Origin of the sequence: Telmatocola sphagniphila (genome assembly GCF_018398935.1) — a bacterium.
Classification (GTDB): Bacteria; Planctomycetota; Planctomycetia; order Gemmatales; family Gemmataceae; genus Telmatocola; species Telmatocola sphagniphila.
Genome location: NZ_CP074694.1, coordinates 3673364 through 3687640, shown reverse-complemented (window position 1 = coordinate 3687640; position 14277 = coordinate 3673364). Strand labels below are relative to the sequence as shown.

General features: G+C 54.4%; 14 protein-coding genes. 3 read left to right on the top strand and 11 right to left on the bottom strand.

Annotation, left to right across the window (positions count from 1 at the left end; genetic code table 11):
- Window positions 1-45: 45 nt before the first annotated feature.
- The 3 genes from KIH39_RS14600 to KIH39_RS14590 are packed head-to-tail and all read right to left on the bottom strand — an operon-like array spanning window position 46 to window position 1088.
- The gene (locus KIH39_RS14600; protein WP_213493973.1) at window positions 46-285 is read right to left on the bottom strand and encodes a hypothetical protein; all 240 of its coding nucleotides are present in this window, start codon (window positions 283-285) and stop codon (window positions 46-48) included.
- Window positions 282-800 (bottom strand): hypothetical protein, encoded by a 519-nt coding sequence (locus KIH39_RS14595; protein WP_213493972.1) that lies wholly within the window; start codon window positions 798-800, stop codon window positions 282-284. Before KIH39_RS14595 ends, KIH39_RS14600 begins: the two co-directional genes overlap by 4 nt.
- A 15-nt stretch (window positions 801-815) precedes the next feature.
- Entirely contained in the window at window positions 816-1088 is a 273-nt protein-coding gene (locus KIH39_RS14590) for a WXG100 family type VII secretion target (RefSeq protein WP_213493971.1), read from the bottom strand.
- A 303-nt stretch (window positions 1089-1391) separates the two neighbouring features.
- On the opposite strand from KIH39_RS14590, the gene KIH39_RS14585 reads away from it, so the two are divergent.
- Complete coding sequence (locus tag KIH39_RS14585; RefSeq protein WP_213493970.1) at window positions 1392-4082, top strand: fused MFS/spermidine synthase; 2691 nt, start codon at window positions 1392-1394, stop codon at window positions 4080-4082.
- Between the two features lie 54 nt (window positions 4083-4136).
- Here KIH39_RS14585 and KIH39_RS14580 read toward each other — a convergent pair whose 3' ends face one another.
- The 7 genes from KIH39_RS14580 to KIH39_RS14550 all read right to left on the bottom strand — a co-directional run bounded on the left by KIH39_RS14580 (window position 4137) and on the right by KIH39_RS14550 (window position 10333).
- Window positions 4137-5189 (bottom strand): 1,9-bis(guanidino)-5-aza-nonane synthase, encoded by a 1053-nt coding sequence (locus KIH39_RS14580; RefSeq protein WP_213493969.1) that lies wholly within the window; start codon window positions 5187-5189, stop codon window positions 4137-4139.
- Window positions 5190-5297: 108 nt separating this feature from the next.
- The gene (locus KIH39_RS14575) at window positions 5298-5528 is read right to left on the bottom strand and encodes a hypothetical protein (RefSeq protein ID WP_213493968.1); all 231 of its coding nucleotides are present in this window, start codon (window positions 5526-5528) and stop codon (window positions 5298-5300) included.
- Window positions 5525-6391, bottom strand: a complete 867-nt coding sequence (locus tag KIH39_RS14570) for an alpha/beta hydrolase (protein ID WP_213493967.1) — start codon at window positions 6389-6391, stop codon at window positions 5525-5527. Before KIH39_RS14570 ends, KIH39_RS14575 begins: the two co-directional genes overlap by 4 nt.
- Before the next feature lie 24 nt (window positions 6392-6415).
- Window positions 6416-6943, bottom strand: a complete 528-nt coding sequence (locus KIH39_RS14565; protein WP_213493966.1) for a hypothetical protein — start codon at window positions 6941-6943, stop codon at window positions 6416-6418.
- A gap of 28 nt (window positions 6944-6971) precedes the next feature.
- Window positions 6972-8312 (bottom strand): DUF1501 domain-containing protein, encoded by a 1341-nt coding sequence (locus tag KIH39_RS14560; protein ID WP_246539307.1) that lies wholly within the window; start codon window positions 8310-8312, stop codon window positions 6972-6974.
- A 202-nt stretch (window positions 8313-8514) separates the two neighbouring features.
- Window positions 8515-9198 carry an HAD hydrolase-like protein gene (locus KIH39_RS14555; RefSeq protein ID WP_213493964.1) on the bottom strand — a complete coding sequence of 228 codons (684 nt, stop codon included), beginning with the start codon at window positions 9196-9198 and terminating at the stop codon, window positions 8515-8517.
- Complete coding sequence (locus tag KIH39_RS14550; protein ID WP_213493963.1) at window positions 9188-10333, bottom strand: TIGR03364 family FAD-dependent oxidoreductase; 1146 nt, start codon at window positions 10331-10333, stop codon at window positions 9188-9190. The genes KIH39_RS14555 and KIH39_RS14550 overlap by 11 nt, the downstream gene beginning before the upstream one ends.
- 82 nt (window positions 10334-10415) lie before the next feature.
- Between KIH39_RS14550 and KIH39_RS14545 the strand changes: the two genes are divergently transcribed.
- Both KIH39_RS14545 and KIH39_RS14540 read left to right on the top strand, forming a co-directional pair.
- Complete coding sequence (locus KIH39_RS14545) at window positions 10416-11342, top strand: sigma-70 family RNA polymerase sigma factor (RefSeq protein ID WP_213493962.1); 927 nt, start codon at window positions 10416-10418, stop codon at window positions 11340-11342.
- A gap of 140 nt (window positions 11343-11482) precedes the next feature.
- Complete coding sequence (locus KIH39_RS14540) at window positions 11483-12508, top strand: AAA family ATPase (protein ID WP_213493961.1); 1026 nt, start codon at window positions 11483-11485, stop codon at window positions 12506-12508.
- Between the two features lie 21 nt (window positions 12509-12529).
- On the opposite strand, the gene KIH39_RS14535 is transcribed toward KIH39_RS14540, so the two are convergent.
- On the bottom strand, window positions 12530-14044 hold the full coding sequence (locus KIH39_RS14535) for a hypothetical protein (protein ID WP_213493960.1): 1515 nt from the start codon (window positions 14042-14044) through the stop codon (window positions 12530-12532).
- Between the last annotated feature and the right edge of the window lie 233 nt (window positions 14045-14277).

The window sequence follows — 14277 nt, the reverse complement described above, 5'->3', positions numbered from 1 at the left end:
GCTTGTAGAGAACAAATAACGGTAGCTAATGGGCGGCTGTCTCTGTCAGGAAATGGACATAACGTTTTCGCCGCCTTCGCATTCCTGCTTCATTTGCGCGAAAATCTGTCCCAGTCGGTCGATCCCTCGCAGAGCTTCGAGGGTCAGAAGATTCATCGGCTCCCAGAGATTCTCTTCGAATTCCTGTTTGACGACATCGAGCCAGACCTCCTGAAGGTCCTCCCAATGCAGTCGCAAAGTTTTGTGGGAGTCGTACAGTCGACCCCGGGCCGCATCGACTTTCATGTCCCCTCCGGTTTCGCGGCCGGCGCGGCTGCAGGCACCTGGCCCATATTGGCATAACTCTCGAGTGCGGAGATCTGTTTGTCGAGAACAGTGATGCCCCGCGCCAGTTCAGTTTCGATAAAATTAGTGAACCGGCGGGCAGGGCCTTCGAATTCCTCGCCGACCATGCGCGGCAGTTTCGTCCGCCAGGACCGGCAAAGATCGATCTGATCGTGGCAATATTCCAGCTTGGCTTTACACTTCTGGACCGCTTTTTTGTGAAGCGTGGTATCGGGTGTTTTTCCAGAGAAATCGGGCATTTCCCGCCGGGCCAACTCGGCTTTGGCCTCGACGAGTTCCTCTTCCGTCTGGCGGACCATCCGCTTCCAGTAGGCTTCTGTATCTTCGAGCCAGGAGAGGGCTTTTTGAACTTCCAGATGCAGCGCGGTAATGCTTTCCAGCCCATCGGTTCGGAAATTCACCAGATGGACTTTCCAGTCTTCCAGAGCCGCAATCGATTTAACGTCGGCAGCCATTATTGAAGTCCCCGCCTAGCGCTGTTGCAGGTATTCTTCGATGCGTTCGGCTTTTCGCATGAGGAACGGGATGTGCTCGTTGGCGATGTCGATGAAGCGTTCGACGACGCGAATGGTTTCCTCGAATTCCTGCCGGAATTTCTCATGTTCCTGATCGCGCCAGGTGTCGCCCAGAGCGAGGAGTTGACCGTGCACGGACGCGAGATTGGCCTGCAAATCGTTGTTGAATCGTTTCAATCCCGACGCAAAACGGCGCAGCTCATTGGGGTCGACGACAGCTTGAGCCATAAAAGATTCCTCCGCGCGAGTCTCTTTTTATCTTCTCATAGTAGTCACGGAGAAGCAAGGGACTTGGCCGGTGCCCTGTCAAGAAATCCCTAACTGCTCGAAAAGTCGCGCGGAAGATTTCCAGTTAAAGGAGTCCCGCCGCTCTCTCATTTATATTTTATCGGGAAAGTCTTTTGGCGGGCGTTGGCTGGGAGTGGGGTTGTATCGATTAAGGAATTTGGAAAGAGCCTCTTCCCCGATTCGTTTTCATTCGCACATTTCCTAGAACTAACCGAATATCCTTCCACTTCAACTGGATTTGTCATGGTTCGTGTTCCGGCATTCATGATGGTCGTCGCCGCCTTGATCATTTTTCTGGCCAATGCGGGCTCTTTGGTTTTGCAGCTTCTGGCCGGGCGTTATCTGGCACCCTTCATCGGTTCTTCCGTTGAAACCTGGACTAGCGTCATCGGCGTCTTTCTCACCGGCATCGCCCTGGGAAATGCCGTGGGCGGTCGCATTGCCGATAAATATCCTTCGACGCGCACACTGGCCGGGATGCTGATCCTCGGAGCTATCTGTTCGCTGACAATGCTGTTGGGAATGCGGATTTGTAATGCGACCGACATCCACCAGAACCTGCCGCTCTGGATTCGAATTCCAGCCCTGGCCTTCGCCTTCTGCCTGGCGCCCGCATTTATCCTGAGCCTCATCACCCCACTGACAATCAAACTGATGATCTCCGATGTTCGCAATGCCGGGCGGATTACCGGGTTGATTTTCGCGCTGAGTACGCTCGGTTGTCTGCTGGGCAACTACCTCACCGGCTTTTACTTCATGGCCGACTACACGCTCGATCAGATCAGCCTCGGGGTAGCGGCCTCACTGGCTGTATTGGGATTTTTGACACTGCTGATCGGTTACCATGCCCCTCGCGAGGAAAAATCGGATCAACTGCCGGAGAAGATGGAAGATTCGATGAAAAATCAGCTCTGGCGGGCCTATGCCATCGTGTTTACCGCCAGCTTCTGCGGCATGTCCCTGGAACTGACCGCCTCGCGCTATCTGGCCCCGATTCTGGGTGTTTCGCTCTATTCCTGGACTGGAATCATCGGTGTGATGCTGGCCGGGACCGCCCTCGGGAATTTCTGTGGAGGGATTATCGCCGACCGGGGCAAATTGCTCACGCGTTTGGCCCAGCTTGCGATCGGAAACCGGCTAATTACCAGTATCCTGCTTTTCTCCCTAGGTGCGATCATTGGTTTGGCAATTGCCCCGCTCGCGGTCGAACGCATCCAGAAAATGGCAAATATCCAGATACCCATGGGCTATCGGATCAATCTCATCTGCGCCGGTTGCGGTGGACTGCTGCTCACCATGCTCCTGTTGCCGACGACCGAAGAGAAAATTCGAATGCTCAAAAACGGCATCGCTCGCACGCATATTCTCTCCACCACATTGCTCTGTGCCGGTTTGGCGACAATCTGCATTCTGGCCATCACGGCGATACTCCAGCAGATGACCATCTACGAAAATCAGCTGGTGGAGCCCCCCTTCGGTAAGCCCTTTTATGTCACTTACGGCTACGTCGAAACCATCACTCAACTGGTCGGGCACGATCTCGTCCGCCAGATCGTGGGTTGGACCTTCGCTCTGTTCTTCATTCCCATGTTCCTGCTGGGCATGATTTCCCCGCAAGTCATTCGAATGAGCGTTCCCGATATCTCCCACGTCGGGCGAGTGGCCGGTTCGGTCTACGCGGTGAGTACCTTCGGGGCTATCGTCGGAACTTTCGTCACCGGCTATTTCCTGATTGCCTCTCTCGGCACCTGGAGCATGATTCTTCTCATCGCTTTAGTGCTCAGCGTACTGGCCGCGCTCGTGGGTAAGCTCTGGAAGAACAGCGTGTTGTTGTTCGTTGGCAGCATTGTGATCGGGGCGGCTTGCTTCGGCATGATGTTGGTTCCCAGCATTTCGAATCGCTTCGACCTGGAAACCCGCTATTATGCGATTCGGGTCAATTACAATTCCGAATATCACGGGCGAGCCGTCGCCTCGCTTTCTTTGGATCACTTGTCGCATTCGTTTGTGGATATCGACGATCCTTCGTTTCTGGGTTACACGCACGAGGAGATTCAAGGGGAATTGCTCCGCTTGGCTTTGGATCATCACCCCGATACGAAATGCCTCGTCATCGGCGGCGGCGGTTACACATTCCCGCGCTGGGTCGATTACACTCTGCCCGAAGTACATACCGATGTCGTGGAAATCGATCCCGGGGTAACCCGGATCGCTTACGAAAAACTGGCTTTATCCAGCCGACGCATCGAAGTCGGCTACCTTCTGGGGAGCGTCGGAGTCGTCCTCTCCGAACAAATGAAACTGCGGCGACCGAGCCAGATTACACCCATTCACATGGATGGCCGGCAGTACGTCAGCGAGAAAGCACAAAAGGGGTATTATCACTTAATTATGCAGGATGCCGTGAACGATCTCTCGGTGCCGTACCACTTGATGACCCGCGAGTATAACGATGCCTTGAAGAAAATTCTGGCACCCGACGGAGTGTACCTCTTAACCTTGATTGACTCGGTGCGGGATGGTGTGCTCTGGCGGGCCGCCGTGCGAACCATGCGGGAAACCTACAAGTACGTTTACCTCATTGATTCTGTGCCGTTCTACAATGATCGGGGTGAGCATATTATGGCTAACGGCCGACACGTTTTGATCGTTTACGGGGCCGATCAACCGATCGATTTGAATGGGCTGCACGCCGTGTTGCGGAAAAAGGTCGCGTCGCGTCTTGGAGGACAAACGGCCATGGGCGTCGGAGCTCTGGCGTATCCTTCCTTCACCTACGTACTGGATTCGGATAAGCTGGAAGCCGCGATGACAACCCCCGTGAAGAAAGCGGCTTTTGGAAACATTCCGATCCTTCTGCGAGACCAGTACGCTCCCGTTGATAACTTGATGAGCGGCGTGTTTCGGGATCGCGAAGAACCCGAACGGGATTGAGATCAAGACCGGAGGTTCTCGACTGAAGTCGAGAACCTCGAGGGGCAAAAAACATTACTCTGCGGTGACGCCTTCCAGCATCTCCGCCCATCGTTTGCCTTTGCGATTCTTCCAGCCGCCCTGATGGAAGGCATAGCCCATGATCAAGGGCACTGCCAAAGTCGCTTCGCTGAAGACCATCTGTTCATAAGCCAAATCGACTTTACCCCAACTGCTCGCTTCTTTGAGTGTACTGCCCGACAGAGCGCCATCGCGGACGTCGGCTACGGTAATCTGAATGGCATACTTGTGCATCGGGGCGTCATGCCCGAGCACATCGGCGGCCACCACGATATCCTGGGCGAAGTTCTTTGGAACTCCCCCTCCGACCATGAACAGACCCGTCGTCGGGTTGGCCATCTTGCAGCGAGTCAGTTCGTAAAAATCCTTGCCGCTGTCGATGGCGATCTTCGGAGCATCGCCCCGAGCGTGCAGGTGAGCGACCAGACCGAAGCCGGCCGAGCAATCGCTGAAGGCCGGGCAGAAAATGGGGACTTCGTTCTTGTAGGCTTCGTACACGATGGAACTGTCGGTCTTGCAACCTTTGGTTTCCAGATACTGGCCCATGGCCCGGATGAATTCGCGGGAAGAATAGACGCCGCTATCGAGGTGATCGGAAATTTCGTGCATCACATCGTCGCAAACCCGCAATTGTTCTTCGTCAATGAGGGTGTCGTAAATGCGGTCGATTTCCAGCTCCCGAAGCTCGGCATCGAACATGCCGCTGCGTAATTTCTCTTCGCCGACGTAGTGCTTGAAGCCGAGTGCTTCGAAGAAATCCTGATCGACGATATTGGCTCCGGTGCTGACAATCGCATCGACCATCTTGTATTTGATGGCGTCGGCGAAGACTTTTTTCAGACCGGCACTGATGAGCGAGCCGGCCAGACAGAGGATCACCCCGCACTCCTCATCGCGGAGCATGCGATCGGTGATATCCGCGGCGCGAGCCAGATCCCGCGCAGTAAACGCCATGTTCTTCATGGAGTTCACCAGGGGCACCGGATTGAACTTGGTAATGTCGATGTGTTCGATCGGGTCTTTGAGGTAGTCGGCTTTGGTCGGCATGGTGTTGTCTCCATGAAAAAAATAAAACCACCACGGATCGCTACGGAGTAAACATTTACCCGCCATTGCGATTCGAGGTGGCTTTACGAAATTGAATTGTAGACTCGTCTACTCGGTTGACAAGATCTTTTGCGGCTTCTTCACGATTGGCGGCGCAATCGAGAGTTCGTGATCTTCCTCTTTATGGCAGCCGTGGGCGATTATCGGCAACACAATCAGGCCCGTCAGCCAACCGTAGGAGCGACGAAAAGCAAAGCGCTGAGTGACGGCGGATTCCCGAAGGGAAGTTGAGAGCCGTTGGGTACGACGTCCATTCGCTACTTGGAAGAGCAACTTCATTTTTTCAAATTCTCTTCGAGGAATTTGAGTGTTTCCCGTGTCGTTCGCCGCTGATCTTCGCCGAAGAAACCATGATCGGCCCCTTCGACGGTAACCAGTTTGACTTTCCCGCCGACCTGCTTGAGCTTGTCTTCGAGTTGAACCGATTGGTTATACGGCACCAGATGATCCTTGGTTCCATGGATAATCAAAAAGGGCGGCGCATCCTTATGGACGTAAGTCAGCGGTGAAGCTTTTTTATAGAGTTCTGGCTTGTCCTTGAATCGTCCGCCGAGCATTGGTTCGAAGACACTATTTTGGGCCGTTTCATCGTTTCCGTAGGCGCTCAGATCGGTCGGACCAAAGTAATCCACAACGCATTTGACTCGAGAAGACTGTTTCGGAAACAGCTTGCCTTCGAAGCCATTATCCGGACCGGTCAGCCCCAGCAGACAGACCAGATGGCCGCCGGCCGAGAAGCCCATGCAGCCGAGCCGATCTGGGTCGATGGAATATTGCTTGGCATTTTCTCGCAACCAGCGAACCGAGGTTTTTACATCCTCGATCTGATCCTGAAACATGACGTCCGGCACCAGCCGGTACTGCACCGCGGCGGCCACATACCCCTGTGAAGCCAGCAGTTTGATCAGCCCCGTCAATTCCTTGCGACTTCCCAGCCGCCAGGCCCCGCCATGCACGCAGAGCACCGTGGGGAAGGGCCCTTCGCCCTTAGCTGGGATTGCCAGGTCGATTTTGATCTCTTTATCCTTGACCTTTTCGTAGACGATATCGGGAATCAACTTGCAGGGTACTTCGCGCGCCGGAGTTTCCTGGGCGGTTACCGGGACCGCGAAAAGGAGCAGACTCAGGAGGATGTATCGCATGGAAATCCTTTCGATGGGCTGTTCTTACGAGCGATAAATCTGGGAGGGCGCGTGGGTTTGACGGGAACTATAGAAGCGGTCAAACAGCGAGTCGAGGGCATGCTGGTAAAAAACTTCCTGTTCGCTACTGAGTCCGGGAAGCGGCGCGCGAAGGGGGACCAGTGCCGAGATCAGCGTTAAGCGGTTCTTCCAGTCCGACCACAGGATGTTCAATTTATGAATGACGGCTTCCAGTTCCTGAATGGGAACCTCGCGATAGTTGGCCAGCACGTCGAAAATGTTTTGCAAGTCCGCCGTTGCCATGCCAAGTTTCGCCAGCTGTTCGTTGAGAGCGGGGTGAGCCGAACTGTTCAATGTCGCGATCTGATTACGCAACTCCTGCACGGTTCGCGAAAGGCTATCCCATTGTTCCGCAATGAACTGACGGGGATTGCCCAGATCTTGTTGTGTCAAGCAGGCAATAGTCCAAAACTCAATCGAATCCCCAAAGCGAACGAGCAACCGTTCGATGAGGTTTCGCAATTCACTTTCATTTAGCTTGGCTTCAGGCATCTGATTCTTTTCGAACAGCTCGCGCGGTTTATTCGAATACTTTCTGGACGACTTCCCCGGCCACATCTGTCAGGCGTTCGTCGCGACTATTATGACGGAAAGTTAACTTCTCATGGTCCAATCCGAGCAGGTGCAAGAGGGTGGCATGAAAATCATTGACTGAAATTCGGTCTTTCACCGCTTTGAGGCCGAATTCATCGGTTTCTCCGATGGCCTGGCCCCCTTTAACACCGCCGCCGGCAAACCACATTGTATAACCCAGCGGGTTGTGATCTCGACCGCGCCCCCCTTGCGTATTCGGGGTTCGTCCAAATTCACTACACCAGACGACCAGGGTATCTTTCAGCAGATCGCGCTGTTTCAGATCGGTCAGCAGTGCTGCAATCGGCTGATCGACGCGGGCACACATGTTTTCATGATTACTATTCAGGTCGTCGTGGGCATCCCATTGTGTCACCAGCGGACCGCCCCCGGAGTAGACCTGCACGAATCGCACTCCCCGCTCGATCAAACGGCGTGTGAGCAGCAGCCGGGTTCCGAAATCGGCGGTTTCTTTGCGATTCAGGCCGTACATTTCCTTGGTTTTGGCCGATTCGCGATTGAGGTCGACCGCTTCCGGAGCGTGCTGCTGCATCCGAAATGCCAGTTCATAGCTGGCGATCCGGGCCGCCAGTTCGGAATCCTGGGCGTCCGGATGCCGCTCGTTCAATTTCTTTACGAAATCGAACGTTTGCTTATGCTGTTCTTCGCCGATGGTATTCGGCGGTCGAAGATTCAGTATCGGCGTACTGCCTTTCCGGAAAACCGTCCCCTGATACAAAGCCGGCAGAAAACCGGATCCCCAACAGGGGGCGCCGCCTTCGAGAACCCCCTCGGGCTGAGTCAAGACGCAATAAGCGGGTAAGTTGTCGCTCACCGATCCCAAACCGTACGTGACCCACGAACCCAGACTGGGGTAGCCCATGAGCGTGCGGCCGGTGTGCAGTTCGTACATGGCCGGGGCGTGGATCGTATTGGTGCACCAGCAGCTGTTCAAATAGCAAATGTCATCCACGCAATTGGCCAGGTGAGGCATCAAATCGGAGAGCCAAAGCCCGCTCTTGCCTTGGCGTTTGAATTTTCGAGTGCTGGGAAGCAGTGGAGATTGGCCATCGGTAAACTGGCTTTTCGGACGGCCGGTCGATTCGGGGAGAGGCTTCCCGGCATATTTTTCCAAAGCGGGTTTGGGATCGAATAGATCGATCTGGCTCGGACCGCCGACCATGAACAGGAATATTACCTGCTTTGCTTTGGGGGAGAAATGTGGTTTTCGAGCTGCTAAGGGATTCGTACTGAGCTTTTGCTCAGCCGCTGCGGAGTCCTGGGCCATCAACCAATTTAAAGCTATTGCTCCGAGACCGCCGCCCGCCTCGCATAAAAACTGCCGACGGTTCTGTGCGCGGGTTTGAGGCCATAGAGAAGACGTATCGGGGAGCATGATACCAAAGTAACCGCTCGACCGGGAGGAAGCAATAGTTTTGCTTCCTCCGGCAATTGAATTCCTCGGAGTCCTTTTGGGAAAACCGCAGGCTCTAGGCAATGCCTAGAAGCTTTGGAAGCTCGGCAATTGTCCCAATTAAATGGGTATGCGGTTCTTTCATAAGCTGCTCGCGAGTGTGTGAACCCTGGGTAACACCTACCACGTAGCCGCAGCCAGCCTTGGTTCCCTGCTGCAAATCACTCGGCGTGTCCCCGATCTTGCAGACTTTTTTGGGATCGCTGACGCCGAGAATACCCATAAGTTGCAGGATCAGATCCGGATGAGGTCGGCCGCGCAGGACTTCATCACTGCATAGGGAGGCATCTATTGAATTTTTCCAGGCCAGGCGCTCAATGATCACATTGGTAATTTTACGACCGAAGCCCGTATCCAGGGCGATTTTGATCCCGGCCGCGCGGAGTTCGGCGAAGACTCGGGAAGCCCCGGGAACTTCCCGGACTTCGGGATCGTGGGTGTAATAGTCGATCATGCGTTTCACAAAATCGTGATGGATGACATCGGCCTGAGCCAGAAACGCTTCTTTATGGGTTCCACCAATTTCGGAGATAATCTGCCTGATGGCCAGTGGCTTGTGAATTCCCATAACGCTGTTGATCAAGGTGGAAGGGGCCTGCAAGCCAGCCTCCGAAAGTGCCTCTCGGAAGCAGTGGCTGACAGCATCGTTGTCTTCCAGACTGGTCCCCGCGATATCGCATACCACCAGTTCAATCGGCATAGCTCTCTCCCAATAAGGCTTTAACGGCTCGTTCCGCGAGTCCGAATGAAAGTGTCATACCCGCTCCCCCCACCATATTCACCGCGGTTACGCCGGGTGCGGGATTTCGAATCAGATAAGCTTCTGTGGGATGTTTGGCATAAACGCCGTGCCATCGACTGGCGATGATGATCGGGTCGAGGTTGAGAAATTTCTTCAGGTATTTGATGATCAACTCGTCGATGAGTTCCTTGTTGAAGGGCTCAATGGAATCGCCGTATTCGTGCGAATCCCCCAGCACCAGTTCCCCGAGCCCGTTTTGCGAGGCCATCACGTGAATGCCATAATGATGATACTCCGGCAGATCGCGATCGAAGCGCGCGATCAGCTCTTTCAGGGTAGGGCACTTGGTGAAAGCTTTGTAGTGCCGCAGCGTCAAACCCGCGGCGAGGTGGGCGCCTAATTTGAAATTGGGCAGCGGCGGCGTTCGCAACATCTGAAGCTTGCACTGCCGGATGCCTTCGCTGGCGAAGGCTTCGGGATAAAGCTGTTGATAGTCCGAGCCGGTACAGAGTAGTATTTTATCTGCGTGAAATTCGCAGTGATTCGTGTGGATTTTGGGCGAATCGATCGCTTGAACGGGAGTATTCCAGAAGAATTGAACGTGATATTTTTTGTGCAAATATTCCGGTAGCCGGGCGATGGTTTCCCGTGGATCGACGCAGACTTCCGAAGGGCTGAAAAGGCCGAGTTTTAATCCCTCGGCCCGGACCGAACTGAACCGGCGAGTGAGTTGGCTGGGGTCCAAAAGTTCCAGCCGCCGTCCTCGGGCTTCCGGTAATCCGCAGAACTCCTTCAGAACCTGGGCTTCATCCTCTTCGTAGGCCAGATGCAGGGAGCCATACGGGTTGTACCAGATCCCCGCTTCATCGAGCACTTCTTTCCAGATATCGACGGAACGCATGGCCAAATCTGTAAGATCGCCCCCCGGCTGACCGATGGGCCAGAGCATGCCGAAATTCCGGATCGAAGCGCCCACGGCCTGCGGATGCCGTTCGAGAACGGCAACCTTTTTCCCTCGCCGGGCGAGGTGGTAGGCGTGCGCCAATCCGAGCACCCCCGCACCGATGACTACGCAATCAAAAGACTTGGCCATTTGATGCCCGTTTGGATTCCCATTTTAAAATTTTGGCTAGTTTACAAGTGATGAAAGTAGATTGCTTGAAGATCTGAAAAAAATGAATCGCACGCCCCTATTTTCCGGTTCGTATAATGCCGACATGGAAGTGAATCCCCGCGTAGCGATGCTCTACTACTTCTGCCGGATGCAGATGCCCCGCATCGAGCTGACCCTGGAGGGTTTCTCCACGCATATTCAGCGAACTTACCAGGTTTTCGTCGAAAAACAGCCCAACAGTATGCCCTTTTCCACTTATCTCGAAACCATGTACGCCCAAGACTGGTATTTGTGCATCGGCTGCCTGGAGCGGCAGAAGTGGGCCTGGGAACGTCTCTTTACCGTCAAGGCCGGTCGAAGCGATGCCTTGTTAATGGATGCTCTGCGAACCCGGGCTCATCGGCTTTATCCGCGCGATGAGGAACGCCAGGAAAACGCGGTGCACGAATTCTACTCGATGCTGCTGGTGCCCGAATCCGAACGCTCCATCCCCATTCTGGCTCGCTACGACGGCCAGCGGCCACTGACGCCCTGGTTGATTCGCATTTTTCAGAACTGGCACGTCTCGAAGCTTCGATCGCACGGCCACACCCAGGCCTTGCCCGATGACGATATATCGCTACCTATCCCGCCGCGAACCGAAACCCGCTGGCACGAAGCTTTCATAACGGCTGCCCGTGCCTGGCTGGATGAACTGGATGAACAGGAACTTCTGCTACTGGGCCTGCGCTGGCGCTACCGTTTTTCGCAGCGCGATATCGCCAGCCGGTTGAAAGTCCACGAAGGCACGATTTCGCGGCAAACCGATAAACTGCGCGATCACTGTCTGGAAAAAATCGGCAAGGAACTGACTTCGCAAGGCTGGAATGGCGACGACCTGGAAGAATACATCCTGACGGAAATGGCCGGCGTATTGATAGACGAACCCCGTCTGGGCATTGAATCCTTGGGGAAACTGCTGGCCAAGAAGGGCATCAAAGCGGAATAGCCGGATTATAAGTTGTCAGATCGGGTTGGCTGCAGGCTTCCGCGGCGGATTTTTCCTACTCGGAACTTCCCCCCAGGGGCTCATTTCCTCCATTTTCCATAAATTAATTCGACAGTATCGGATGAAGTAAGGGACCAACCGTGAGCAACGAGCGCATCAGCGAATACCTTTCTCAGTTCGCCCAGACCCGGACTCAGATGATCGAGCAACTCCGCAAGGTCGTCGTCGGCCAGACGGATGTCATCGAACAGATACTCGCGGCCATTTTTACCCGGGGCCATTGCCTGCTGGTCGGTGTGCCCGGGCTGGCCAAAACGCTCATGGTCTCCTCCATCGCGCAAATCATGGATGTGGGTTTCAAGCGGGTGCAGTTCACTCCCGACCTGATGCCCTCGGATATCACCGGCACCGCAATTCTCGATGAAAATGAAGCGGGACGGCGGGAGTTTCGCTTCGTGCAAGGGCCGGTCTTCACGAACATTCTGCTCGCGGACGAAATCAACCGAACGCCGCCTAAAACTCAAGCGGCCTTGCTGCAGGCTATGCAGGAACGCCAGGTGTCCAATGGTCAGGAGACCTACAATCTCCCCGATCCATTCTTTGTCATCGCGACTCAGAATCCGATCGAGCAGGAAGGGACTTATCCACTCCCCGAAGCCCAGCTCGACCGCTTTATGTTCAATGTCAAAGTCGATTACCCCTCGATCGACGAGGAAAAACGAATTCTTTCCATGACGGCCCGGGATGAATCGCTGGAGATTCAAAAAGTACTCACCGGCAAAGCGATTCTGAACCTGCAGAAGCTGGTTCGCAGCGTTCCGGTGGGGGATTTTGTCATCGATTTTGTCATTCGTCTGGTGCGGGCCAGCCGGCCGAAAGACCCTTCTTCTCCCGAGTTCATCCGCAAAATGGTCGATTTTGGGGCAGGCGTTCGCGCGGGTCAATATTTGATCTCGGCCGGCAAAGCCTTCGCCGCGATGGATGGCCGGTTTAGCGTCGCCATCGACGATATCAAGAAAGCGGCCATCCCCGTTCTGAGACACCGCATCGGTACCAACTTTCAGGCTCAAGCCGAAGGTAAGAGCAGCGATGATATTGTCGAAGAATTGCTGAAGGCGATCGGCGATCCCGAACCGCCCAAGTACGCCGCCAAGAAGAAGCTGTAATTGACGGTTCACTCAGGTGTTTTAGTAGCGCCAGATGACATCGACGGTCAGTCGGAAGTTGTTCAGGTCTTTAGTGCTGGAAATCGGGAATTGGAGTCCCAAACCCGCTTCCCAGGCTTCGGTAATTCGGAACCGGCTACCAAAAGCCAGATCCATGTAATTCGTCCCGCCGTACGAGGCTCCCGTGTTGGCGATATCGCCCCCCTGGAAATTCAGGAACGGGTTGGCGGCCCCTTTTTGGAAGTAGTTGAACCAATTCAATTCGATGAACGGGTAGAACCGCTTCATGTTCGCGATGTCGTAATCGAGATGGATCGTGTTGTAGAAGAATTCCGTGCGATCCTTGTCGACGCTGAAGTCCACGCCGAACGTGTCAGCGAGCCCCCAGGTCCCATAAGACGTTTTCCCGAACTTGTGAGCAAAGCTTAGATAGGGTTGCAGGCCCAGAGTCCCGGTATTCTGATAAACGTTTCCCGGTCCGGTCGGTAACTCCACGTTCATACCCACGGCGCTGATCCAGTTCGAATCGCGATCGCGCAACCAGGTATATTTTGCTCCAAAGTGCATTTCCATGAAACCCGTTTCGCTATGAAGTGGCGAATTACTGGAGGGGTTCAAGAAGGTCCAACCGACTTGGTTGACGACCACCGAAAAGCGATCTCCGAAAGCCAAGCGTCCCTGCAAAACCAGCGTTTCGATATTGCCGCCCCGGTAGAAAAAGTTACTTCCCGGGATGGTTTGATACATGAAAATCGGCCGTAATTCCGTCAGCGTTCGAGGATCTTCCCCATAGAGCGGGTTGCTGGTGATCGACATGAAGTCATCGAAATCGTGGTCGCTTTGAAAGACGTTTTTGCGGACGTAGTTGTAGCAACCCTTCATGTTATCCCCGAACTGCCAGTCATTGTTCGAACTGGGGCCAGAACCGCCAACCGGGGGTGGTCCCACGCCGCGATTCTCAGAAGGCAGTTTGTCGAAATCGTCGTATCCTTTTTCCTGCTTGGTCAGCTTTCCAGGAGTAGTAGATTTCGGATTGTCTCCATTACTTTGTCGGCTCGGCGAGGACTTGGGGGAGCCATTATTGCTCCCGGGCGCTCCCCAGTTGTATTTTTCTTCCGGGTTGTCATCGTCACTCGACTGACCGATGCCCCCACTGCGCGGCACCCCCAATGAGGCTCCCGAACTGCCTGAATTATTCTGATTGTTGGAAGAGTTGCTGGAACCGCCGATGTCGCTTGGCCGGTGAATATCATTACCGCTCGGCGGATCGCCCTGATATTTGGTCGCTTGAATTTTGGTGTCATTGTCAGTCAGATTGACGCCGCGAATCGGTCCACTTTTCTTCGGCTCCGGGGCGGGGGTCGCTACGGCGGGTGGCGGGTCGTCACTCGGGGTCGGTTTCGAATTCTGGTTCACCCGGCCGATTTGAGGCGCAGGGGAATTGTTCGCCCCAGGATCGTCCGGCCGGGCGTTCTGTGCAGAAACAGCCGGAACGATTGCCCAGAGGCTAATCGCCAATACCAGGCTGCCGCGCATGTCGCTCCTCCCTGAAATCGCCGGCGGATCACCCTAATTCGGAGCCGCCTGGAAAATTTCTGTCCCATCTCAAATTTGGACAGATAGAATCGAATTTGGGTTCGTATAACGCGAACAACATCGGGCGTCTATCCCAAATCGAATTGAGTTGGGAAAATTTTACACTCCTGCGGAAAATAATTTCAGTTACCATCAGAACGGGTCGGGAAACGGGAATTTTCGTGAAGATGGAT